We start from the raw sequence: 22,272 nt of genomic DNA, 5'->3' as shown, positions 1-22,272 counted from the left end.
GGGTAGCAGGCAGCGGATAGATTTGGCGCACGTCCGCGACCCGGACCGCAGGCGACGGTGCCGTGGCCGGGCGGGAGGAGAGGACCAGGCGTGCGCGAGTTCAGCGTCCCGGCAACGACCGAGGTGGGCCCCGACGAGGCCCTCCCCGACCTGCTCGCCACCAACGTGGCCGAGCACGGCGACGAGGTGGGTCTCCGGGTTCGCCGCGAGGGCCGCTGGCAGGACGTCACGTGGCGCCAGTTCGGCGCCGAGGTGTCCGCCGTCGCCAAGGGCCTGGTGGCCTCCGGCGTGCAGGCCGGCGACCGCGTCGCGCTGCAGGCCAAGACGCGCTACGAGTGGACCGTCCTCGACTTCGCCATCTGGACCGCCGGCGCCGTCGTCGTCCCGGTCTACGAGACCTCCAGCCCCGACCAGGTCGCCTGGATCCTCGCCGACTCCGGGGCCAGGGCCGCGGTCGTGGAGCGCCCCGAGCACGCCGCGGCCGTCGAGTCGGTCCGCGACCAGGCCCCGGAGCTCGGCCCGGTGTTCGTCATCGACGACGACGCCCTGGGCGCGCTGACCGCCGCCGGCGCCGACGTCCCCGACGCCGAGCTCGGTGCCCGGCGGGCGACGCTGCGGTCGTCCAGCCTGGCCACGATCATCTACACCAGCGGCACCACCGGCCGGCCCAAGGGCTGCGAGCTGACCCACGCGAACTTCCTGTTCGAGATCGGCAACGGCATGTCGCTGCTCAGCCGGTTCCTCAACGCGGAGGGCTCGCTGCTGCTGTTCATCCCCCTGGCGCACGTGCTCGCCCGCGTGCTGGAGGTCGGGGCGGTCAAGACCCGCACGGTCATCGGCCACACCCCCGACGTGTCCCACCTCGTCGAGGACCTCGGCGCCTTCCGGCCGACCTTCGTGCTCGCCGTCCCGCGGGTGTTCGAGAAGGTCTACAACCAGGCCAAGGCCAAGGCGGAGGGCGACGGCAAGGGCAAGATCTTCGACAAGGCCGCCCAGGTGGCCATCGCCTGGTCCCGCGCCCAGGACACCGGCGGCCCGGGCCTGGCGCTGCGCGCCCAGCACGCGGTGTTCGACAAGCTGGTCTACGGCAAGCTGCGGGCGGCGCTCGGCGGCCGGTGCATGGGGGCCGTCTCCGGCGGCGCTCCGCTGGGCGAGCGGCTGGGCCACTTCTTCCGCGGCATCGGGGTCACCGTCTACGAGGGCTACGGCCTCACCGAGACCACCGCGGCCGCCGCCGTCAACCACGACGCCGCGTTCCGCATCGGCACCGTCGGGCGCCCGCTGCCCGGCGTCGAGGCCGCGATCGCCGACGACGGGGAGATCCTCATCCGTGGCGGGATCGTGATGCGCGGCTACTGGCAGAACGAGCAGGCCACCGCCGAGGCGATCGACGCCGACGGCTGGTTCCACTCCGGCGACCTCGGCGACATCGACGGCGACGGCTTCATCCGGATCACCGGGCGCAAGAAGGAGATCCTGGTGACCGCGGGCGGCAAGAACGTCGCCCCGGCGGTGCTCGAGGACCGGATGCGCGCCCATCGGCTGATCAGCCAGTGCATCGTCGTCGGTGACCAGCGGCCGTTCATCGGCGCGCTGATCACCCTCGACGAGGAGGCGCTGCCCGGCTGGCTGGAGTCCAAGGGCAAGCCGGCCGACACCAGGCCCGAGGCGCTCACCCAGGACGCCGACGTCCTCGCCGAGATCGAGACCGCCGTGGCCGAGGCCAACAAGGCGGTGTCGAGGGCCGAGTCGATCAAGAAGTTCCGGGTGCTGGCGTCGGACTTCACCGAGGCCAACGGGATGCTGACCCCGAGCCTGAAGCTCAAGCGGGCCGTGGTCATGAAGGAGTTCGACGACGAGGTCGAGGCCCTCTACCAGAGCTGAGCGCCGCTGACCCCCGTCCCGCCGTGCGCAGGGCGGGGCTCAGCGCTGTCCGGGCTGGAGCAGGGCGGCGAACGTGTCGGCGATCGTCTTCCACGACCACCGCTCCTCCACCCACGCGCGGCCGGCCGCGCCCATCCGGCGGGCCCGGTCGGGGTCGTCGAGCAGGCCGGCGATCGTCGCCGCCACCCCCTCCGGCGACCGCGGGTCGGCGACCACGTGCCCGGTCACGCCCTCCCGCACCGTCTCCGGCGCGCCCCCGGACGTCCCGGCCACGACCGGCCGCCCGCACGCGGCCGCCTCCAGGTAGACCATGCCCAGCCCCTCGACGTCCAGGCCGCCGCGGCGGGTGCGGCAGGGCATGGCGAAGACGTCGCCGGCCGCGTAGTGCGCGGGCAGCCGGTCCGGCGGCACCGGCCCGGTGAGGACGACGGAGTCCCCGAGTCCCCGCGCGGCGACGGCCCGGCGCAGCGAGGCCTCCAGCGGCCCGCCGCCGACGAGCAGCAGCCGGGCGTCGGGGTGGCGCTGCAGCACCCGCGACCACCCGGCGACCAGCACGTCCTGCCCCTTGCGGGCGACCAGCCGGGAGACGCAGACGACGACCGGCGCCGCGCCCAGCCCGTACCGCTGCCGCACCGCCGCGCCGTCGGCGGCGGGGGTGAACAGGTCGACGTCCACCCCCGGCGACAGCTGGGCCATGCGGACCGCGCCGCCCAGCGCCGGCGCCAGCCGCTGGTGGGTGTACTCGCTGATGTAGGTGAGGACGTCGAGCCCGCCGGCGATCCGCTGCATCACCTGCCGCGCCCCCGGCAGGGCCACCCAGCCGGTCTCGTGGCCGTGGGTGGCTCCCACCAGGTGGCCGACACCGGCGGCCCGCAGCGCGGGGGCCAGCAGCCCGAGCGGCGCCGCGGCCCCGAAGAAGGCCGTGTCGCAGCCGTACCGCCGGGCCAGGTCGGCCGCGGCCCGCGCCGCGCCGGGGGTCGGCAGCAGCATCCCGGTCGGCCGGCGGACCACCGGGTAGGGCAGCGCGGCGTCGTACTCCTCCCACCCCGGCGACCGGGAGGCGAGCACGGCGAGGGAGTCCGGTGGCCGCCGGGCCAGCAGCGACGCGACGAAGGTCTGGATCCCGCCCTGCCGCGGGGGGAAGTCGTTGGTGACGACGAGCGTCCTCACCCGGCCTCCTGCAGGCGCTGCCAGTCCCCGGCGAACGCCACCCGCTGCGGCCCGGTGGGGTGCGAGCCGAAGAACCACTGCCAGGCCGCGGGCGGGTCGGGGTCGGAGAGGTTGCTGGCGGCCAGCCGGTCCTGCATCGCGACGAAGGCGTCGGCGTCCCCGGTGAGGTCGAGCGCGTGCAGGTCGGCGCGGGCCTCGACGTGCCGGGAGACCAGGTTCTGCACCGGCGTGGCGACCAGCGAGCCCACGGCCACCAGCAGCAGCGCCAGCGGGACCACCCGCGGGTCGCCGGGGCCGTCCACCCCCGCCAGGCGCAGCAGCGGGGTCCACGACAGCAGCCAGCCCAGCGCCGCGACCGAGGCGGCCGCGCCGAGCGCGCCCATCAGCGTGCCGGTGAGGACGTCGTCGGCGCTGACGTGGCCGAGCTCGTGGGCCACGATCGACTCGATCTCGGCGTCGGGGAGCTGGTCGAGCACCGTGTCGTACACGACGATCCGCCGGGTCGAGCCGAAGCCGGAGACGTAGGCGTTGAGCGCCGTGGTCCGCCGGGAGGCGTCGGCGACGAGCACGTCCGCGACCGGGGTGCCGTTCTCCTCCGCCAGCTCGAGCAGGTCGGTGCGCAGCTGCCCGGCCGGGAGCGGGTCGAACCGGTTGAACGCCGGCTCGATGAGCACCGGGTAGAGGAAGGACCCGACGACGACGAACCCGGCCGCGACCAGCGCCGCCCAGGCCCACCAGGTGCCGGGGGCGCGCCGGGCCAGCCACACCAGTGCGAGCAGGACCCCTGCGGTGACCGCGGCCGAGATCGCGGTGGAGACGGCGACGTCGCGGAACCACAGGGCCCAGCTGCGGGTGGACAGCCCGTACCGGTGCCGCACCGTCTCGCCGTAGGCGGCGAACCCGAGGGTGACCAGGCGGCCGACCACCACCAGGGCGACCGTGCCGAGCAGCACCTGCCAGGCCCAGCCGCCGCCCAGCGGCCGCGCGACCGCGGTCACCAGCCCGCGGCCCAGCGGGGTCAGCGCCAGGACCGCGGACGCCACCAGGCTCAGCACCAGGGAGGCGAGGGAGGCCGGCCGGAGGGACGCCGCGAAGGACTCCGCCCGCTCGGCGACCCCCGGCGGCAGGCCCGCCCCCGGGCGGACCGGCGTGCGTCCCCCGGGCGGGTCGGGCAGCAGCGTCCACGGCGTCCGGACGACGATGACGACGACGAGCGCCGCCCCGAGGACCACCGCGACCAGCAGCGCGGCCCGGCGGGCGCTCACCCGGCCGATCCTAGGAGGACCCCGTCCCCCCCACCGCTCGCAGGCTCGCGGCGGGTCCCTGCAGGGGGCCGCGGGGTCCGGGGCGGGCCACCTTCCGGGTTCCGACAGGGCGCCGCGGGGGTTCGCGGCGGGCCGCCACCCGGCCCGGCAGGCGCCGGACGCGCAGCGGGCCGGTGACCTCCGGGAGGTCACCGGCCCGCTGCCCTGCCGCCGGTCGCTAGGCGATGCGGCGCATGGCGGTGATGCCGCCCATCGAGTCCACGCCGACCACCTTGACCGGCTGGCCCGACGTGGAGGCGTGCACCATCTGGCCGTTGCCGATGTACATCGCCACGTGGCTGACCGGGCTGTAGTAGAAGATCAGGTCGCCCGGCTGCAGGTCGGCACGGGAGACCGCGCGGCCCATCGTCGACTGCATGCGGCTGGAGTGCGGCAGGCTGATCCCCGCCGCGGCGTACGCGTACTGGGTCAGGCCGGAGCAGTCGAAGGCGTTCGGCCCGCCGGCGCCCCAGACGTAGGGGTCCCCGACCTGGGCGAGCGCGGTGTCGACGGCGGCCTGGGCCGAACCGCTGGCGGCGGGCGCCGGCGCGGGCGCGGCCACGGCCTGGCCGGCGTGGGCCGTGACGACCTCCTGCTGCTGCGGGACCGACAGCGCCGCGTACTGCGCCTGGTAGTCGGCGATGTCCGCCTCCAGCTGCGCTTGGCGGGCGGTCACGTCGTCCAGGGACGCCTGCGCCTGGGCCCGGGCGGCGTCGGCCTCCTGCTGGGCCCGCTCGGCCGCGGCGGCGCTCTCCGCGACGTCGGCGAGGACGTCGTTGGTGTGGCCGGCGATCGCGTCGAGGGTCGCCAGCGACGACACGAAGTCCTCGGGCGATTCGCTGGTCAACAGCAGGTCCAGCTCGTGCATCCCGTCACCGCTGGTGAACGCGGTGCGGGCGACCTGGCGGATCTGGCCGTCGAGGGCGCCGAGCTGCTCGCGGGCCGCCGCGGCAGCCCGGTCGGCGGCCTCGACCGCGGCCTGCTGCTGGGCCAGCGCCTCGCGGGCGTCGTTGACCTGCTCGGTGACGACCTCGAGGTCGTGTCCGGCCTGCGCGACGAGCTGGGCCGCCTGGGCGGCGCTCGCGGCGCGCTCCGGATCCGCGGCGGCGGTCCCCGGCAGGAGGGTGAGGGCGAGGGTCGCGGTGGCGCCCACGACGAGCCCGCGGCCGAGGCGGCGGGGCAGCGTCGGGCGGCGGAGGGCCACCGGGAGGTCGGAGTCGATCTGGTCGAGCGCATGCCCCAGGGCAGGGCGGGGGGTCGCCACGGTCGGCGGCTCTCCGTTTCTTCCTCAGCAACCGCCTACCGAGTTAGCTGACGGGTTCGGGCTGGGAAGACGTGCCCTATCTCTGCGCGCCGGCGGGCCGGCGCGTGTGCCCCGGCGGACCGGCGCACGCGAGAACTCACCCCAGTGCTGCGGTGGGTCCCCGGTTCCCCCTCGGCGCCACGGAGGCGCGTCGGGCGATTCGGCGGTGCCCGGCCGAGGTCACCTCTCTGCGGGTGACGACCACCCGGTCGGACCGGCTCACCGTACGGGCGTGATGAAGTTGTGACAAATGGGGCCAGCGGGAACTGTGGGGACATCCACAGGATCGCCCGGCCCGACACGCCGCCGGGATGGACCCCGCGCCCGCCTGCGGGCGACCCGGCCGCACGGACCGGGTCACCCGGTGCGCCACCGGCCCCGCCCGGCCCCACCCGACCTCTGCTCCGGCTCGGCCTGGTGCCGCAGCGGCGGCACGAGACCGCCCTCGGCGAGGGCCCGCACGGCGCGGCGCTCCACCTCGTCGAACTCCACGACGACGCCCGGGCCCGGGACGACGCCGTCCCCGGTCGCCTCCGCGCCGCGCCGCGCGGTCATCGGCACGACGGTCGGGTCCTCGGTCCGCCAGCCCGGCGGCGCCCCCAGCAGCACGGTGACGACGCAGTCGGCGCAGCCGGTGCCCCGCACGGTGCAGGTCTCGCAGTCGATCAACATGGCCCACTCCTCACCCGGCCGACCCCGGTCGTGGAGGCCCTCCATGGCCTCGGTCGGTCCGGCTGGCACGGTAGGGACGGCCACCGACAGTTCCGTGCGCCCGCGCGGTGCCCGCCGTCCGCGCGGCGTCCCGGGGCAGTGGTGATCCGGCCGGGACCCGGCGCGCGTCCCCGGGACTGTCACTGGCCCGACCTACCGTCCGCCCCGTGCCGTCCTCCCTTCCCCGGCAGGTGCCGCTCTCCCCCGCCCACCTGGCCGGGACGGCCGCGCGAGCCGCGGCGGGCCTCCCCCGCTACGAGCAGGCCACCATCGACGAGCTGGGCACCCCGCTCGCGGAGGTGACGTTCGTCGTCGTCGACCTGGAGACCACCGGGGGTTCCCCGAAGGACAGCGCGATCACCGAGATCGGCGCGGTCAAGGTCCGCGGCGGCCAGGTCCTCGGCGAGTTCCAGACCCTCGTCGACCCGGGCTGCGCGATCCCGCCCTACATCAGCGTGCTGACCGGCATCACCACGACCATGGTCGCGGCCGCCCCCCGCATCGGCGCGGTGCTGCCCAGCTTCCTCGAGTTCGCCCGGGGCGCCGTCCTCGTCGCCCACAACGCCCCGTTCGACCTGGGCTTCCTCAAGGCGGCCTGCGCGGAGAACGGCATCCCCTGGCCCGCGGCGGCCTCGGTCGACACCGCCGTCCTGGCCCGCCGGCTGCTCACCCGCGACGAGGTGCCCAACTGCAAGCTGGCCACCCTCGCGCCGTTCTTCCGCGCCGACGCCGAGCCGTGCCACCGCGCCCTGGCCGACGCCCGCGCCACGGTCGACGTGTTGCACGGCCTCTTCGAGCGGCTGGGTCCCCTCGGCATCACCACGCTGGAGGAGCTCACCACCCTCAGCCGCCAGGTCGACCCGGAGCGGCTGCGCAAGCGCCACCTGGCCGACGCCGTCCCGACCGGGCCGGGGGTCTACGTGTTCCGCGGCCCGCGGGACGAGCCGCTCTACGTCGGGACGTCGAACGACCTGCGCAGCCGGGTGCGCAGCTACTTCACCGCCGCCGAGCAGCGCAGCCGGATCACCGAGATGGTGGCGCTGGCCCGGCGGGTCGACGCGATCCCCTGCGCGCACGACCTCGAGGCCGCCGTCCGGGAGCTGCGGCTCATCGCCGAGCACAAGCCGCGTTACAACCGGCGCTCCCGGTTCCCCGAGCGGGCGCTGTGGGTGCGGCTCACCGACGAGCCCTTCCCGCGCCTGTCGGTGGTCCGCCGGGTGCGCCCCGGCGCCGGGGTGTTCCTCGGCCCCTTCCCCGACCGGCGGGCCGCGGACGCCGCCGTCGCCGCCGTCCACGAGTCGCTGCCGTTGCGCCAGTGCACCGGCCGGCTGTCGCTCAAGGTGCTCGGCACCGCCTGCGCGCTGGCCGGGATGGGCCGCTGCGGCGCGCCCTGCACCGGCGCCCAGTCGGTCGACGAGTACGCCGCGATCGCCGGCGTGCTGCGCGCCGCGGTCGCCGCCGACCCCGAGGCCCTGCTCGCACCACTGCTGGCCCGCGTCGACAGGCTCGCCGCCCAGGAGCGCTACGAGGACGCCGCCGTGCTCCGCGACCGGGTGGCGGTGCTGGTCCGGGCGGTGCGCCGGCGCCAGCGGCTGGAGTCGCTGGCCGCGGTCGCCGAGCTGGTCCTCGCCCGCCCGGACGGCGAGGGCGGCTGGCAGCTGTCCGTCGTCCGCCGGGGCCGCCTGGTGGCCGCCGGCTGCGCGCCGCGGGGCGCCTCCGTGCGGGCCACCCTGGCCGGACTGCTGGCCACGGCCGAGAGACCGCTGGGTCCGGACGACGAGCTGGCCGCCTCCGTCGACGAGACCGAGCTGGTGCTGCGCTGGATGGAGAAGCCGGGCACCCGGCTGGTGCAGGTCACCGGCACCCTCGCCTGCGCCGCCCCGGGCACCGGGAGCTACACCGCGTTCCTCGACCGCGTGGAGGCCGGCCACGCCGACCGCGACCCGTTCGCCGACAGCCGGCCACTGGGCACGCGGGCCCGCCCCGACCGGGTCTCTCCCGGCTCGCGCGCCGCCGTCGGACGGACCGGGGCCCGGCTAGCATCCCCGGCGTGATCACCGCCATCGTCATGATCGACGCGGCCACCGACTCGATCCCCGAGGTGGCCGAGGCCGTCGCCGACCTCGAGGGCGTCAGCGAGGTCTACTCGGTCGCGGGGGACGTCGACCTCATCGCCGTGGTGCGGGTCCGCGAGTTCGAGCAGGTGGCCGACGTCGTGGCCGGCCGCATCAACAAGGTCCCCGGTGTCCTGGAGACCGGCACGCACATCGCGTTCCGCGCGTACAGCCGGCACGACCTCGAGGCGGCCTTCTCCATCGGCTTCGACTCCGCCGATTGAGGACCCCGTCCTCCTCACGCCTCGCTCCGCTCGGCGCGAGCCTCGGGACGGGGCCGTCAGCCGCGCAGCGACCGGCTGACGCCCACCCAGCGCTCGAGCTGCTCCTGCGCGCGCCCGTCGTCGACCGCCGCCGCGGCCCGCTCCACCCCGGTCGCGAGGACGTCGTGCAGCCGCCCGGCCCGCTCGTCGAACGAGGCCAGCGCGGCGGCGGCGTTGAGCAGGACCGCGTCGCGGACCGGCCCCCGCTCCCCGGCCACCACCCGCCGGAAGACGTCGGCGTTGAACGCCGGGTCGCCGCCGCGAAGCGCCCCGGGCGGAGGGGTCTCGATGCCCAGCGCCGTGGGGTCGAGCCGGTCGGGCTCGACCTGCCCGTCGCGGACCACCCACACCGACGAGGTGGTGGTGGTCGTGAGCTCGTCGAGGCCGTCGTCCCCCCGGAACACCAGGCCCCGCATCCCCCGCCCGGCCAGGACGGCGGCCAGCACCGGCGCCATCCGGGCGTCGGCACAGCCGATGGCGGCGGCCACGGGCCGCGCCGGGTTGGCCAGCGGGCCCAGGAAGTTGAAGACCGTCCCGACGCCCATCTCCCGGCGCGGGACCGCCGTGTGCCGGAACCCCGGGTGGAAGACGGGGGCGAAGAAGAAGCCGATCCCGGCCTCCCGCACGCAGGCGGCCACCGCCTCCGCCGGGAGGTCGATCACCACCCCGAGCGCCTCGAGGACGTCCGCCGCCCCGGACGACGACGACGCCGCCCGGTTGCCGTGCTTGGCGACCGGCACCCCGGCCGCCGCCGTCACCACCGCGGCCATCGTGGAGATGTTGACGGTGTGCGCCTGGTCCCCGCCGGTGCCGACGATGTCCACGCACGCCAGCGGGAGGTCCACCGGGGTGGCCCGCTCCAGCATGGTGGCCGACAGCCCGGCCACCTCCTCGGGCGACTCACCCTTGGCGCGCAGCGCGATGGCGAACGCGGCGATCTGCGCCGGGGTGGCCTCACCGGCCATGACCTCGCGCATGGCCCAGGCCGCCTCGTCGACGCCGAGGTCCTCGCCCGCCAGCAGCCGGGTGAGCAGCGCGGGCCAGGTGGGCGTGCCGACGGTCACGGGCGCGTCGCCGGCCGGCGTCCCACCCGGTCCCGCAGCAGGTCGGCGACGACGGACGGCGCGGTCAGCGGGTCGATCGGGAACGGCAGCGTCGCGTCGGCCAGCGACCAGTGCGCCAGCCAGCGGTCGGGCTGCCGGGCGATGAGCACGCAGACGGCGGGCCGGTCGGCCACCTCGACGGTCAACTGGCGACTCAGCGCCAGTCCCCCGGTCGGCTGCGCCTCGCCGTCGAGGATGCACAGGTCGACGCCGCCGCCGTCCACGGCCTCGACGACCTCCTCGCCGGTGGCGCACTCCACCCACGTCAACGGGCCGACGTCGGCCGCCGGCCGCCGTCCCACCGCGGTGCGGACGGCGGCCCGGACCTCGGGCCGGGAGCTGTAGACGAGGACGGTTGCCGGTGCGTCGCTCACGGCCGCAGCCTAGTGGCAGGTCGCACCGCTCCCGGGGACCTCGCGACGTAGGTATCGGGGAGGTCACGGAGCCGCCACACCCGCCACCCGCGGTCGTGGGGTCGCCGGAGGCGATGCCATGATGACCCCGTGACAACGGCTCCCGTGGCGAGCGGCACCTTCGACACCTCCCGGGTGCACTCGCTGACCCGACCGAACATGGTCAGCGTCGGCACGATCATCTGGCTCTCGAGCGAGCTGATGTTCTTCGCCGGGCTGTTCGCCATGTACTTCACCGCGCGCGCCCGGGCCACCGAGGGATGGCCACCGGAGCCGACCGAGCTGAACCTGCCCTACGCGCTGGTCTTCACGATCATCCTCGTGGCGTCCTCGGTCACCTGCCAGCTCGGCGTGTTCGCGGCGGAGAACGGCAACGTCTACGGCCTGCGCCGCTGGTTCACGATCACCTTCGTCATGGGCCTGGTCTTCGTGCTCGGCCAGGCCAACGAGTACCGGGTCCTGGTCACCGACCACGCCACGACGATCTCCAGCTCGACGTACGGCTCGGTGTTCTACCTGACGACGGGCTTCCACGCGCTGCACGTCATCGGCGGCCTCATCGCCTTCGTCTACATGCTCATCCGGTCCACCATGGGCCGGTTCACGCCGGCACAGGCGACCTCGGCCATCGTGGTCTCCTACTACTGGCACTTCGTCGACGTCGTGTGGGTCGGGCTCTTCGCCACGATCTACCTGATCCGCTAGGGAACCGGTGTCTTCCACGAACCCGCAGTCCGACGCCCAGCCCGACGCCGAGGCGCCGCGCAGCCGCGCCCGCTGGTCGCGACGTCCCGCTGACGGCACCCCCGCTGCCGCCGCCCGCGCCCGCCGCCGGTCGAAGCACCGCCGCCGCGTGGTCAACGTGGCCGGCCTCATGGCCGCCCTCGTGCTGACCGGCGCGCTGTACTCGGCGCTGTCGCCGGCGTACGCGAGCGACGAGGGCACCGCCAGCGAGTCCTCGGCCGAGGCGGCCGGCCGCGAGCTGTACGAGCGCAGCTGCATCACCTGCCACGGCGAGAACCTCGAGGGCGTGGAGAACCGCGGTCCGTCGCTGATCGGCGTCGGCGAGGCGGCCGTCTACTTCCAGGTGCACACCGGGCGCATGCCGCTGGTGCGCCAGGAGGCGCAGGCCCCCGACAAGCCGGCCGTCTTCACCGACGAGGAGATCGACCAGCTGATGGCCTACGTCCAGGCCAACGGCGGCGGCCCGACCCTCCCCTCCGGCGACCTGCGCGACGGCGACCTGGCCCAGGGCGGCGAGCTCTTCCGGCTCAACTGCTCGTCCTGCCACAACTTCGTCGGCGAGGGCGGCGCGCTCTCGTCCGGCAAGCGGGCGCCGAGCCTCAACGACACGACCGACATGGAGCTCTACACGGCGATGCTGACCGGGCCGGAGAACATGCCGGTCTTCGGGGACAACCAGCTCACCCCGGAGGAGAAGCGGTCGATCATCAACTACGTCCAGACCATCAAGGCCCAGGCCGACCCCGGCGGCGCGGGCATCGGCCGGCTCGGCCCGGCGGCCGAGGGCCTGGTCATCTGGGTCGTGGGCATCAGCGTCCTGCTCTTCGGGATCTTCTGGATGGGGAGCAAGGCGTGACCGGTCCCGCCCGCTCCCGAGCGAACACAACCCAACCAACGCTGACCCCCCGTTGGGGGCACCTCCCGCTTGCGGGGGACGGCGAGGAGGAAGCGTGACCACGCGCGAGACCCGCCCCGGTTCCACCGGCGGCGCGGACGCCCCCGGGCCGCACGTCGGCGGCCCGGACGACGACTACACCCCCGAGCAGCTCGCGGCGATGCCGCGGGAGGAGCTCGACCGCCTCGGCGCCAGCTACGACGGCGTCCAGGTGCTCCACGTCGACCCGGGCCCCGAGCCCGGCTCGCCGCTGGAGCGCCGCGCCGTCCGCCAGGTCGGCCTCGCGTTCGCACTGGCCGGCGTGGCCGCTCTCCTCTTCGTGGTCGTCTACGTCGGCTCGGGGTGGTTCCTCCCCGACTGGCACTGGGACATCACCGAGCGCGGCTGGAGCGTCCTGTTCACGCCGCTGCTGGGTGCCCTCATGGGGCTGTCCCTGGCGCTGGTCGGCGTCGGACTGGTCCTCTACACCAAGAAGCTGCTGCCGCACGAGACGGCGGTGCAGGACAAGCACGACGGGTCCCACTTCGACCGGGTCACCACCGCGGCCACCCTCGTCGGCGGCCTGCACAACAGCGGCCTGGCCCGCCGCAAGCTGATCAGCCGCTCGCTGCTGTTCATGGGCGGCGGTCTCGGCCTGATGCTGCTCATGCCCCTGGGCGGCCTGATCAAGAACCCGAACAAGGGCAACCCGCTGGGCACCACGAGCTGGGCGCAGGGCGTCCGCCTCGTCCGCGACGACGGCACCCCGATCCGTCCCGGCGACCAGCAGCCCGGCTCGATGGAGACCGTCTTCCCGGCGGTCCCCGGCGGCAACCGGGAGTCCGACGCCGCGACGATGCTCTTCCGGCTCCGGCCGGAGCAGGTGGCCGTCGACCGGCCGCGTGCCGGGCAGGACGACTTCGGCTACGGCGACTACGTCGCCTACTCCAAGATCTGCACCCACGCCGGCTGCCCGGTGTCCCTGTACGAGCAGGAGACCAGCCGGATCCTCTGCCCCTGCCACCAGTCGCAGTTCGACATCACGCAGGGCGCCAAGCCGGTCTTCGGCCCGGCCACCCGCCCGCTGCCCCAGCTGCCGATCACGGTCGACGACGAGGGCTTCTTCGTGGCACGCAGTGACTACATTGAGGCTGTAGGCCCCACCTACTGGAACCGGGAGCGCATCTGATGGCTCGCACCGCCACCGCGCCGGGTCTCCCCACGTCGCGGATCGGCAAGGCCGCCGTCGAGTTCGACGACCGCCTGATCGTCGCCGGCCCGCTGCGCCGGACCCTGAACAAGGTCTTCCCGGACCACTGGTCGTTCCTGCTCGGGGAGATCGCGCTCTACGCGTTCGTCATCCTGCTCCTGACCGGCACGTACCTGACCTTCTTCTTCGACGCCTCCATGCGCGAGGTCGTCTACGAGGGCAGCTACGCGCCGCTGCGGGGTGTGGAGATGTCGGCGGCCTACGAGTCGACGCTGGGCCTGTCCTTCGACGTCCGCGGTGGGCTCTTCATCCGCCAGGTGCACCACTGGGCGGCGCTGCTCTTCGTCGCCGCGATCGTCGTGCACCTGCTGCGCATCTTCTTCACCGGTGCCTTCCGCCGGCCGCGCGAGACCAACTGGCTGATCGGCGTCGTGCTGCTGATCCTGGCCATCGCCGAGGGCTTCGCCGGCTACTCGATCCCCGACGACCTGCTGTCCGGCACCGGCCTGCGGATCATGTCGGCGATCATCCTGTCCATCCCGGTGATCGGCACCTGGGCGCACTGGGCGGTCTTCAACGGCGACTACGTCGGCGAGTTCATCGTCGGGCGGCTCTACATCGCCCACGTGCTGCTCATCCCGGCGATCATGCTCGCGCTCATCGCGGTCCACCTGCTGGTGCTGGTCAAGCAGAAGCACACCCAGTTCCCCGGCCCGGGCCGGACCGAGCACAACGTCGTGGGCAACCGGCTGTTCCCGACCTTCGCGGGCAAGGCGACCGGCCTGTTCTTCATCGTGTTCGGTGTCTGCGCCGCGCTCGGCGGTCTCGTGCAGATCAACCCGGTGTGGCTGTGGGGCCCGTACAACCCGGCGCAGGTCTCCTCGGCGTCCCAGCCCGACTGGTACGTCATGTTCCTGGACGGGACGTCGCGGCTGTTCCCGGCCTGGGACCTCAACCTCCCCGGGAACTACACGATCCCGGCGCTGTTCTGGCCGACGGTCGTCGTCGCGGGCATCATCTTCACGGTCCTGGCGCTCTACCCGATGATCGAGCGCGCGCTCACCAAGGACACCGCGTCGCACCACCTGCTCCAGCGCCCCCGCGACGTGCCCGTGCGGACCTCGCTGGGCGTCATGGCCCTCACGTTCTACGTGGTGCTGCTGCTCTCGGGCGGCAACGACGTCATCGCCGACAAGTTCGACATCAGCCTGAACGCGATGACCTGGGCCGGCCGCATCGGCATCATCATCCTGCCGCCCATCGCGTACGTGCTGACTTACCGGATCTGCCTCGGCCTGCAGCAGCACGACCGCGAGGTGCTCGAGCACGGCATCGAGACGGGCGTCATCCGGCGGCTGCCGCACGGTGAGTTCATCGAGGTGCACCAGCCCCTCGGTCCGGTCGACGACCACGGGCACGGCCTGCTGGCCTACGGCGGCGCTCCGGTGCCCAAGCGGATGAACCAGGTCGGTGGCGCCCGCCGGGCCATCCGCGGCTTCTTCCGCCCCATCGAGGAGCCGGCGCGGGTCGAGCTCGAGCAGCAGCACGAGGAGCACGGCCTGGCGGCGGCCGAGGCCGACCGGGAGCTCACCGCCTCCGGGCGTCCCTCCGAGGGCGGCCGGCCGCAGGAGCCGCGCGACTGACCCCAGTGCACCACCACGAAGGGCCCCGACGGATCTCCCGTCGGGGCCCTTCGCGTTCCCGGGTACCTGGTGGGCGGACAGGCTCCGGGGCCCGGTCAGCCGCTCCCCCACCCCGCGCCGGTCCACGGATCTCCCGCGCCGCCGGCGGGCACGACGCCTCGTTGTCGGTGCAGCCGGTCGCCCGGCCCTCCTGTGGAGCCGCTCGCCCGGCCACCGACGGCGCTGGTGCGACGGCGCGGCGCCGGCGCGACCGCTTCGGGAGCACTGCTCGGGCCTCGCGAGCAGCCCGGAGCCGAGCGCCGGCAGGGAGCGCCCAGCGAGCCGGTGGCGGCCCCGCCCCTGGCAAGCCTCGGGGCCGTACCGGCCGGGTCCTGGGCCACCAACGCCGCGCCGCGGCCCCCTGCGGCGGCTCCCAGGTCCCGGACGCGGTGGAGCGGGCGACGGGGGGCGTGTCCACGCGCCGCCGCGGTCGTCGGCGCGGAGGCAGCCGGTCCGGTGGCGTCCCCGCGCCGGTGGGGGTGGCGTCCTCCCCATCCCGGGGATCGGGCCGCGCGGGAACGACGAGGGCCCCTCTCCGCCGGAGCGGAGAGGGGCCCTCGTGGAAGGCGCGGGGAGCGTCAGCCGTGCGCGTTCTGCCCGACGTAGTACTCGAACAGCAGCCCGCCGATGGTGATCAGCAGCGCTGCGGCTGCGATGGCGATGAGCCAGGCGTAGAAGAAGGCCAGGGCGACACCCATCAGGCCGGCCGACAGCGCGATGCCGAAGGGCCAGTAGCTGCTGGGGCTGAAGAAGCCGAGCTCACCGGCGCCGTCGGCGATGTCGGCGTCCTTGCGGTCCTCCGGTCGGGCGTCGATGCGGCGCGAGACGAACCAGAAGAACCCGCCGATGAGGAAGGTCAGGCCACCGGAGAGCACGAGCGCCGTGGTGCCGATGGGCTCGCGGGCCCAGAGCCCGTAGACGACCGCCATCGCGATGCAGAAGACCCCGATGACGTTGAAGATGAGCGCTTCGACCTTCACGGCCGTCCCTCCTGCTGCGTGGTGGAGCCCTGGCGGGAGCGCCGGTCAGCCATCGGCCCGCTGGGGGTCGTTGACGGTGTCCCAGGCCGAGGTCGTCTGGGCCTCACCGGGCTGGCCGATGCTCTCCAGCGCGTCGAAGGTGCTCAGCCCCGACTCGCGGGCGGCGAGGTACGCGTCGTAGTCCGCCGGCGAGACGGCCCGCACCTCGAAGTTCATGTACGCGTGGTAGGTGCCGCACAGCTCGGCGCAGCGCCCGACGAAGGCGCCCTCCTCGCGGATGGTCACCTCGAAGACGTTGTCGCGGCCGTTCTCGTTGCCCGGGATGACGTCGAGCTTGAAGAGGAACTCCGGCACCCAGAACGAGTGGATGACGTCGGCCGAGGCGACCTCGAACCGGATGGTCTCGTCGGTCGGCAGCACGAGGATGGGGATCTCGTCGGTGCTGCCCACCGTGTTGACCGGTTCGCCGTCCTGCCCGGTGGTCTCGGGGTAGACGAACTGCCAGTTCCACTTGAAGGCGTTCACCGCGACGGTCACGTCGGGGTCGTCGCTGCGCGCCTGGACCCGGTTCTGCGTCACCACGGTGAAGAAGAACAGCCCGGCGATGATGAGGAACGGGATGATCGTGTAGACGATCTCCAGTGGCAGGTTGTACGCCGTCTGCTTGGGGAGCTCGTCGCTGCGCTTCCGATGCGCCACGACCGACCAGAGGATGAGCGCCCACACGCCGATGCCGATGACGAGCGCCGCGATGACCGACCAGATCCACAGGTCGCGCATCGCGAAGGCCTCGTCGGTGATCCCGTTGGGCCACCCCCAGCGCCAGAACTCGTTGTTGGGCGTGCACCCGGTGAGGGTGGCCACCCCCAGGAGACCGAGCGCGGAGCCCCGCGCGAGCCTGCTGCCTCGAGCCACTGCTCGCTGCCTCCTCGTTCCCCGCCCCGACTCCCGGGACGGCCTCTCCCGGCCCACCGTCCACCGGTACGCGGCGGACGACTCCTGTGCCGACCACAGTCTGCGGCGAGACTATCCGACCCCGCAGCGCGGCCGACCACCGGAGACGGGGTCCCGGCGGGTCGCGCCGCCCGGGGGCCGGACGGCGCTGCTGCGGGGCTCCTCCCGACGCCGACGACACCTCCGTGAGCCCCCTCACCGCCGACCCCGCGGCCAGGGTCGCGGCGGTTACAGTCGAGGCCGTGTGGACCCGGCTGCTGACCCCCAGGTGGGTGTTGCTGCACCTGCTGGTGGCCGCACTGTTCGTGGCCACCTTCTTCCTCGGCTACTGGCAGTTGACCAAGGCCGAGGCGGGCGGCGGCGCGGTGAACTGGAGCTACGCCCTGCAGTGGCCGCTGTACGGGTTCATGGGGCTGTTCTTCTACATCCGCATGGTCCGGGACGAGCTGCGGCGCGACCCGGACGAGGACGAGCCGGGCAACGCCCTGGTCCTGTACCAGCGGCCCCGGATCGACACGACCGGCGATCCGGAGCTGGCGGCGTACAACGCCTACCTCGCGGAGCTGAACGCGAAGGCGCTGGGCCAGCGGAGCACCGATGGCCGCTGAGCAGACCCGTTCGCCCAGCCCACTCCCCCGCGCTCTGGCCCGCCGCGTCGGGCAGGGCGTCCCGGCCGCGCTCCTCCGTTACCGGGTCATGGCCTGGGTAGTGGGTCTGCTGCTGATCGCGCTGATCCTGGTCGCGGTGCCGATCAAGTACCTCGGCGGCGTCGACGAGCCGGTCGCCGTCATCGGGACGCTGCACGGCTGGCTCTACGCCATCTTCTTCGTGACCGCCTGCGACCTGGCCCTCCGCGCTCGCTGGACGCTCAAGGGCTCGGTGCTCGTGCTGCTGGCGGGCACCATCCCGATCCTGTCCTTCGTCGCCGAGCGGATCGCGACCCGCAAGACCCGCGCCGGCGAGCGCGTCTGACCCCGTCCCGGCCCCGCGGCCGGGACTCGAGCCGACCCCCCGGAGACCTGCGCCTCATGTGCGGCCTGCTGGCCTACCTGTCCACCGACGCCGACCGGGTCGGCGACTCCCACGTGACGGGCGTCCAGGACGCCCTGCACTGCCTGCACCACCGCGGGCCCGACGACACCGCGGTGTGGTCGGACTCCCGCGTGGTGCTCGGCTTCAACCGGCTGTCGATCATCGACCTCGAGGGCAGCCCGCAGCCGCTCCCCTACGCCGGGGACCGCTACCGGATCCTGTTCAACGGCGAGATCTACAACTACCTCGAGCTGCGCGAGGAGCTGGCCGCCGCCGGCGCGGAGCTCACCACGCACGGCGACACCGAGACCATCGTCGCCGGCTACCACCTGTGGGGTCAGGACGTCGTCCGCAAGCTGCGCGGCATGTTCTCCTTCGTCATCTGGGACACCTCCACCCGGACGGCGTTCGGTGCCCGCGACCCCTTCGGCATCAAGCCGCTGTTCACCGCCCGGCTCGCCGACGGCGGGCTGGTCTTCAGCTCGGAGAAGAAGGCCGTGCTGGAGATGCTGGGCGGCAGCGAGGCGGCCGGCGGGGTGGACCCGGCGTCGCTGCAGCACTACCTGACCCTGCAGTACGTCCCCGAGCCGGCGACGCTGCACCGGGGCATCCGCCGCATCGAGAGCGGCACCAGCTTCACCGTGGTGGACGGCGAGCTGCACACCAGCCGCTACTTCCACCCGGCCTTCCGCCCGCAGCCGGTGACCAAGGGCCGGGAGCAGGACCTCTACGACCGCATCGCCGCGGCCCTCGACGAGTCGGTCGCCAAGCACATGCGCGCCGACGTCACCGTGGGCTCGTTCCTCTCCAGCGGCATCGACTCCACCGCGATCGCGGCGCTGGCCCACCGGTACAACCCCGACCTGCTCACCTTCACGGTGGGCTTCGAGCGGGAGTCGACGTCCGAGGTGGACATCGCCGCGGAGTCCGCGGCCACTCTCGGGGTGAAGCACGTGCCGGTGGTCATCGACGCCGAGCAGTTCGCCGCGGCCATCCCCGAGGTGGTCTGGTACCTCGACGACCCGGTCGCCGACCCGGCGCTCGTGCCGCTGTACTTCGTGGCCCGCGAGGCCCGCAAGCACGTCAAGGTGGTGCTCTCCGGCGAGGGCGCCGACGAGCTCTTCGGCGGCTACACGATCTACCGGGAGCCGCTGAGCCTGGCCTGGGCCGAACGGCTGCCGCGGTTCGCCAAGCGTGCGATGGCCGGCGTCTCCGGGCGGCTGCCCGAGGGGATGCGCGGCAAGGACCTGCTGCGCCGGGCGTCGATCCCGCTGGAGGAGCGCTACTACGGCAACGCGCGGAACTTCTCCCCCGCCGAACTGGCCGCACTCATGCGCGGCCACGACGCGGACCTGTCCCACGTCACGGTCACCGAGGACCTCTACCGGCAGACCCGCGAGGCCGGCTACGACGACGTGACGGCCATGCAGTACGTCGACCTGTTCACCTGGCTGCGCGGGGACATCCTGGTCAAGGCCGACAAGATGACCATGGCCAACTCCCTCGAGCTGCGGGTGCCCTTCCTCGACCCCGAGGTGTTCGCGCTGGCCAGCACCATCCCGCTGGACGAGCGCGTCCCGCGGGGCGGCTCCGGGGACCGGGCGGGGGCCACCAAGTACGCGCTGCGCCGTGCGATGGAGCAGATCGTCCCGCCGTCGATCCTGCACCGGCGCAAGCTCGGCTTCCCCGTGCCGACGGCGGACTTCCTCGCCGGCCCCCTGCACGAGTGGGCGCGCGAGATCGTCGTCGCCAGCCAGACCGACGAGTGGCTCGACCGGGCGCACGTCCTCGGGCTGCTCGACCGGCTGCGCCAGGCCGAGGTGCCCAGCAAGCGCATCGCCCGCCAGGTGTGGGAGGTGCTGGTCTTCATGGTCTGGCACGGGATCTTCGTCGAGGAGCGGATCCGTCCGGAGATCCCCGAGACCGTCTACCCGGTCAGGCTCTGAACACGACAGTGCCCGGTCCCTCGAGAGGGACCGGGCACTGTCACATCGGCCCCCTGCAGGGACCCGCCGCGAGCTCGCGAGTGGCGGGGCGCAGGGGGTCCTGGCTCAGTGGAACGAGTCGCCGCAGGCGCAGGAGCCCTGCGCGTTCGGGTTGTCGATCGTGAAGCCCTGCTTCTCGATCGTGTCGACGAAGTCGATCACGGCGCCACCGAGGTAGGGGCCGCTCATCCGGTCGACGATGACCTCGACGCCACCGAACTCGTAGGTCTGGTCGCCGTCGAGGTACCGCTCGTCGAAGAAGAGCTGGTAGCGCAGGCCGGAGCAGCCGCCGGGCTGGACGGCGATGCGCAGCCGCAGGTCGTCGCGGCCCTCCTGGTCGAGCAGCGCCTTGACCTTCGCGGCGGCGGGGTCGCTCAGGATCACGCCGGTCGCTGCGGTGTCCTGCACCGTCATGTTGGTTGTCCTCCCACGTTCGAGGGTGCCTGCTGCGGCACGTCCTGCAGCACGTCAACACCGCCGGAGCGGAGCGTCTTCCCACTGTACGGCGCGGATGCCCGCAGGAACCGGGGACGACGGAGGTCACACGTAGACTCGGGGCGTGAAGCTCCGCCTGCCCGGGCGCAAGGACCGCGCCGAGACCGCGCCCGCCGCCGACGACGACCTCACCACCCAGCTGGTGAAGGCCTCCGGCAAGGGCCGGCCCACACCCAAGCGCAGCGAGGCCCAGGGGCGCCGTCCCGGGCCTCCCCCGCCGCCTCCCACCACGCGCAAGGAGGCCTACAAGCGGATGCGCGAGCAGCAGGCCGCCCAGCGCACCGCCGCCCGCTCCGGGGCGCTGCGCGGCGACGACAGCTACCTGCCCGTCCGCGACCGCGGTCCGGTGCGCAAGCTCGTACGCGACATCGTCGACGCCCGGCGCAACGCCGGCAGCTTCTTCCTCGTCGTGGCCGCGCTCGTGCTGGCGGGCTACTTCATCCCCAACCCCGCGGTGCAGAGCTACACGGTGTTCGTGTGGTTCCTCTTCTTCCTGGTGATCATCGTCGACTCGGTCTTCCTCGGCCGGCGGATCAAGAAGAAGGTGCTCGAGCGGTTCCCGGGCCAGGACCACAAGATGCGTGGGCTGATCTGGTACGGCGTCAGCCGGGCCACGATGGTCCGCCGCTGGCGCTTCCCCAAGCCCGAGGTGGCACTCGGCGCCGACGTGTGACGGCCCCGCCCGGAGGCTCGCGCCGGGCCCCGCGAGGCGTGAGGCGGACGGGGTCCTCCTATCGTCGGGATCCGTGGAATTCCGACGACTGGGCCGTTCCGGCCTGACCATCTCCGCGATCGCCTACGGCAACTGGCTCACGCACGGCGGCCAGGTCGAGGAGGACGCCGCACACGCCTGCGTGCGGGCCGCCCTCGACGCCGGCATCACCACGTTCGACACCGCCGACGTCTACGCCGGCACCCGCGCCGAGTCGGTGCTCGGCCGGGCGCTGGCCGGTCAGCGCCGCGAGGGCCTGGAGGTCTTCACCAAGGTCTACTGGCCCACCGGCCCCGGACAGAACGACCGCGGGCTGAGCCGCAAGCACATCGTCGAGAGCTGCCACGCGTCGCTGCGCCGGCTGCAGACCGACTACGTGGACCTCTACCAGGCGCACCGGTACGACCCCACGGTGCCCCTGGAGGAGACGATGACCGCCTTCGCCGACCTCGTGCGGGCGGGCAAGGTCCTCTACATCGGCGTCTCCGAGTGGCGCGCCGACGAGATCGCCGCGGGTGCCGCCCTGGCGCGCGACCTCGGCGTCCAGCTGATCAGCAACCAGCCGCAGTACTCGATGCTGTGGCGGGTCATCGAGGACGAGGTCGTCCCCACCTCCGAGGAGGAGGGGCTGTCGCAGATCGTGTGGTCGCCGCTGGCGCAGGGCGTGCTCACCGGCAAGTACCTGCCCGGTCAGCAGCCCCCGAGCGACAGCCGTGGCGGGCACGCGGAGGCCGGCGGGTCGATGCAGCGGTTCCTCCGGGACGACGTCCTGACCCGCGTGCAGGAGCTTCGGCCGGTCGCCGAGGAGCTGGGCCTGTCCATGGCCCAGCTCGCGGTGGCCTGGGTGCTGCAGAACGAGAACGTGGCCGCCGCGATCATCGGCGCCACGCGGCCGGAGCAGGTGCAGGACAACGTCCAGGCGGCCGGGGTGCGGCTGGACGCCGACGTCCTGGCGCGGATCGACGAGGTGCTCGGCGACGTCGTCGAGCGCGACCCCACCAAGACCGCCCGCGGCTGACGCCGTCGCGGAGTGGGAGGGCGCGGATCACGCGTCCCTCCCACTCCGCATCAGGTGGCGGCCAGCCCCATCGGGCCGTAGACCTCCTGGTCGCCGTCGAAGAGCGTCACCGTGGCCACGCCGCGCTCGAGCAGCACCCGCCAGTGCTCGCCCAGCCACGACTCCGCGTCGCCCTGGTTCTCCGAGTCAGGGACGACGACACCCACCGACTCGGCGTCGACCTCCGCCCCCGAGGGGTCCTCCAGCCGCCAGTACCAGCCCATGCCGCCGAGGCTAGTGACCCGGCCGGCCGTTGCCGGAGTGCGACCCGACCCCGGGTTA

At 73.7% G+C, this 22,272-nt stretch carries 22 protein-coding genes and 1 riboswitch; of the genes, 12 read left to right on the top strand and 10 right to left on the bottom strand.

The features are described from left to right. Positions 1-90: 90 nt before the first annotated feature. Positions 91-1,884: an AMP-dependent synthetase/ligase gene (locus ACI789_RS18070; protein ID WP_457010750.1), complete on the top strand. Its 1,794-nt coding sequence runs from the start codon at positions 91-93 to the stop codon at positions 1,882-1,884. Positions 1,885-1,923: 39 nt separating this feature from the next. On the opposite strand, the gene ACI789_RS18065 is transcribed toward ACI789_RS18070, so the two are convergent. The 4 genes from ACI789_RS18065 to ACI789_RS18050 form a co-directional block, all read right to left on the bottom strand. Next, positions 1,924-3,054, bottom strand: coding sequence for a glycosyltransferase family 4 protein (locus ACI789_RS18065; RefSeq protein ID WP_457010749.1), 1,131 nt, complete (start codon positions 3,052-3,054; stop codon positions 1,924-1,926). Then, positions 3,051-4,319, bottom strand: a complete 1,269-nt coding sequence (locus tag ACI789_RS18060) for a M48 family metallopeptidase (protein WP_457010748.1) — start codon at positions 4,317-4,319, stop codon at positions 3,051-3,053. Before ACI789_RS18060 ends, ACI789_RS18065 begins: the two co-directional genes overlap by 4 nt. Positions 4,320-4,536: 217 nt before the next feature. Further along, entirely contained in the window at positions 4,537-5,622 is a 1,086-nt protein-coding gene (locus ACI789_RS18055) for a C40 family peptidase (RefSeq protein WP_457010747.1), read from the bottom strand. A 16-nt stretch (positions 5,623-5,638) separates the two neighbouring features. After that, positions 5,639-5,809, bottom strand: a riboswitch (cyclic di-AMP (ydaO/yuaA leader). 209 nt (positions 5,810-6,018) lie between these two features. Then, positions 6,019-6,333 carry a hypothetical protein gene (locus tag ACI789_RS18050; protein ID WP_457010746.1) on the bottom strand — a complete coding sequence of 105 codons (315 nt, stop codon included), beginning with the start codon at positions 6,331-6,333 and terminating at the stop codon, positions 6,019-6,021. 206 nt (positions 6,334-6,539) lie between these two features. Here ACI789_RS18050 and ACI789_RS18045 point away from each other — a divergent pair, with 206 nt between their 5' ends. Further along, positions 6,540-8,426, top strand: coding sequence for a DEDD exonuclease domain-containing protein (locus ACI789_RS18045; RefSeq protein WP_457010745.1), 1,887 nt, complete (start codon positions 6,540-6,542; stop codon positions 8,424-8,426). Next, complete coding sequence (locus ACI789_RS18040; RefSeq protein ID WP_456920343.1) at positions 8,423-8,710, top strand: Lrp/AsnC family transcriptional regulator; 288 nt, start codon at positions 8,423-8,425, stop codon at positions 8,708-8,710. The genes ACI789_RS18045 and ACI789_RS18040 overlap by 4 nt, the downstream gene beginning before the upstream one ends. Positions 8,711-8,766: 56 nt before the next feature. Here ACI789_RS18040 and trpD read toward each other — a convergent pair whose 3' ends face one another. Both trpD and ACI789_RS18030 read right to left on the bottom strand, forming a co-directional pair. Further along, the gene (gene trpD / locus ACI789_RS18035) at positions 8,767-9,813 is read right to left on the bottom strand and encodes an anthranilate phosphoribosyltransferase (protein ID WP_457010744.1); all 1,047 of its coding nucleotides are present in this window, start codon (positions 9,811-9,813) and stop codon (positions 8,767-8,769) included. Further along, positions 9,810-10,226: a hypothetical protein gene (locus ACI789_RS18030; RefSeq protein ID WP_457010743.1), complete on the bottom strand. Its 417-nt coding sequence runs from the start codon at positions 10,224-10,226 to the stop codon at positions 9,810-9,812. Before ACI789_RS18030 ends, trpD begins: the two co-directional genes overlap by 4 nt. Positions 10,227-10,355: 129 nt before the next feature. Here ACI789_RS18030 and ctaE point away from each other — a divergent pair, with 129 nt between their 5' ends. The 4 genes from ctaE (at position 10,356) to qcrB (ending at position 14,736) form a co-directional block, all read left to right on the top strand. After that, positions 10,356-10,970: an aa3-type cytochrome oxidase subunit III gene (ctaE, locus tag ACI789_RS18025; RefSeq protein WP_457010742.1), complete on the top strand. Its 615-nt coding sequence runs from the start codon at positions 10,356-10,358 to the stop codon at positions 10,968-10,970. Between the two features lie 7 nt (positions 10,971-10,977). Beyond that, entirely contained in the window at positions 10,978-11,865 is an 888-nt protein-coding gene (gene qcrC, locus ACI789_RS18020; RefSeq protein WP_457010741.1) for a cytochrome bc1 complex diheme cytochrome c subunit, read from the top strand. 94 nt (positions 11,866-11,959) lie between these two features. After that, complete coding sequence (gene qcrA / locus ACI789_RS18015; RefSeq protein ID WP_457010740.1) at positions 11,960-13,072, top strand: cytochrome bc1 complex Rieske iron-sulfur subunit; 1,113 nt, start codon at positions 11,960-11,962, stop codon at positions 13,070-13,072. Beyond that, positions 13,072-14,736, top strand: coding sequence for a cytochrome bc1 complex cytochrome b subunit (qcrB, locus tag ACI789_RS18010; protein WP_456920350.1), 1,665 nt, complete (start codon positions 13,072-13,074; stop codon positions 14,734-14,736). Before qcrA ends, qcrB begins: the two co-directional genes overlap by 1 nt. Positions 14,737-15,353: 617 nt before the next feature. On the opposite strand, the gene ACI789_RS18005 is transcribed toward qcrB, so the two are convergent. Continuing rightward, the gene (locus tag ACI789_RS18005; protein ID WP_457010739.1) at positions 15,354-15,755 is read right to left on the bottom strand and encodes a cytochrome c oxidase subunit 4; all 402 of its coding nucleotides are present in this window, start codon (positions 15,753-15,755) and stop codon (positions 15,354-15,356) included. A gap of 45 nt (positions 15,756-15,800) precedes the next feature. Next, the gene (gene ctaC / locus ACI789_RS18000; protein WP_457010738.1) at positions 15,801-16,670 is read right to left on the bottom strand and encodes an aa3-type cytochrome oxidase subunit II; all 870 of its coding nucleotides are present in this window, start codon (positions 16,668-16,670) and stop codon (positions 15,801-15,803) included. Positions 16,671-16,951: 281 nt separating this feature from the next. On the opposite strand from ctaC, the gene ACI789_RS17995 reads away from it, so the two are divergent. The 3 genes from ACI789_RS17995 to asnB are packed head-to-tail and all read left to right on the top strand — an operon-like array spanning position 16,952 to position 19,687. Continuing rightward, positions 16,952-17,317, top strand: a complete 366-nt coding sequence (locus tag ACI789_RS17995) for a metalloprotease (protein WP_456920353.1) — start codon at positions 16,952-16,954, stop codon at positions 17,315-17,317. Further along, positions 17,307-17,681, top strand: coding sequence for a DUF3817 domain-containing protein (locus ACI789_RS17990; RefSeq protein ID WP_457010737.1), 375 nt, complete (start codon positions 17,307-17,309; stop codon positions 17,679-17,681). The genes ACI789_RS17995 and ACI789_RS17990 overlap by 11 nt, the downstream gene beginning before the upstream one ends. A gap of 56 nt (positions 17,682-17,737) precedes the next feature. Further along, a complete protein-coding gene (asnB, locus tag ACI789_RS17985; RefSeq protein ID WP_457010736.1) occupies positions 17,738-19,687 on the top strand; it encodes an asparagine synthase (glutamine-hydrolyzing) in 1,950 nt (649 codons plus the stop codon). A gap of 105 nt (positions 19,688-19,792) precedes the next feature. Here the strand turns inward: asnB and ACI789_RS17980 are convergent, their stop codons facing one another. Further along, positions 19,793-20,140: a HesB/IscA family protein gene (locus ACI789_RS17980; RefSeq protein WP_457010735.1), complete on the bottom strand. Its 348-nt coding sequence runs from the start codon at positions 20,138-20,140 to the stop codon at positions 19,793-19,795. 145 nt (positions 20,141-20,285) lie between these two features. On the opposite strand from ACI789_RS17980, the gene ACI789_RS17975 reads away from it, so the two are divergent. Next, positions 20,286-20,894, top strand: coding sequence for a DUF3043 domain-containing protein (locus ACI789_RS17975; protein ID WP_457010734.1), 609 nt, complete (start codon positions 20,286-20,288; stop codon positions 20,892-20,894). A gap of 73 nt (positions 20,895-20,967) precedes the next feature. Then, positions 20,968-21,951: an aldo/keto reductase family protein gene (locus ACI789_RS17970; protein ID WP_457010733.1), complete on the top strand. Its 984-nt coding sequence runs from the start codon at positions 20,968-20,970 to the stop codon at positions 21,949-21,951. A gap of 50 nt (positions 21,952-22,001) precedes the next feature. On the opposite strand, the gene ACI789_RS17965 is transcribed toward ACI789_RS17970, so the two are convergent. Beyond that, entirely contained in the window at positions 22,002-22,214 is a 213-nt protein-coding gene (locus tag ACI789_RS17965; RefSeq protein WP_456920360.1) for a hypothetical protein, read from the bottom strand. Positions 22,215-22,272: the final 58 nt, after the last annotated feature.

This window comes from Geodermatophilus sp. SYSU D00965 (assembly GCF_054050075.1).
This window is presented reverse-complemented; position numbering and strand designations above follow the sequence as displayed.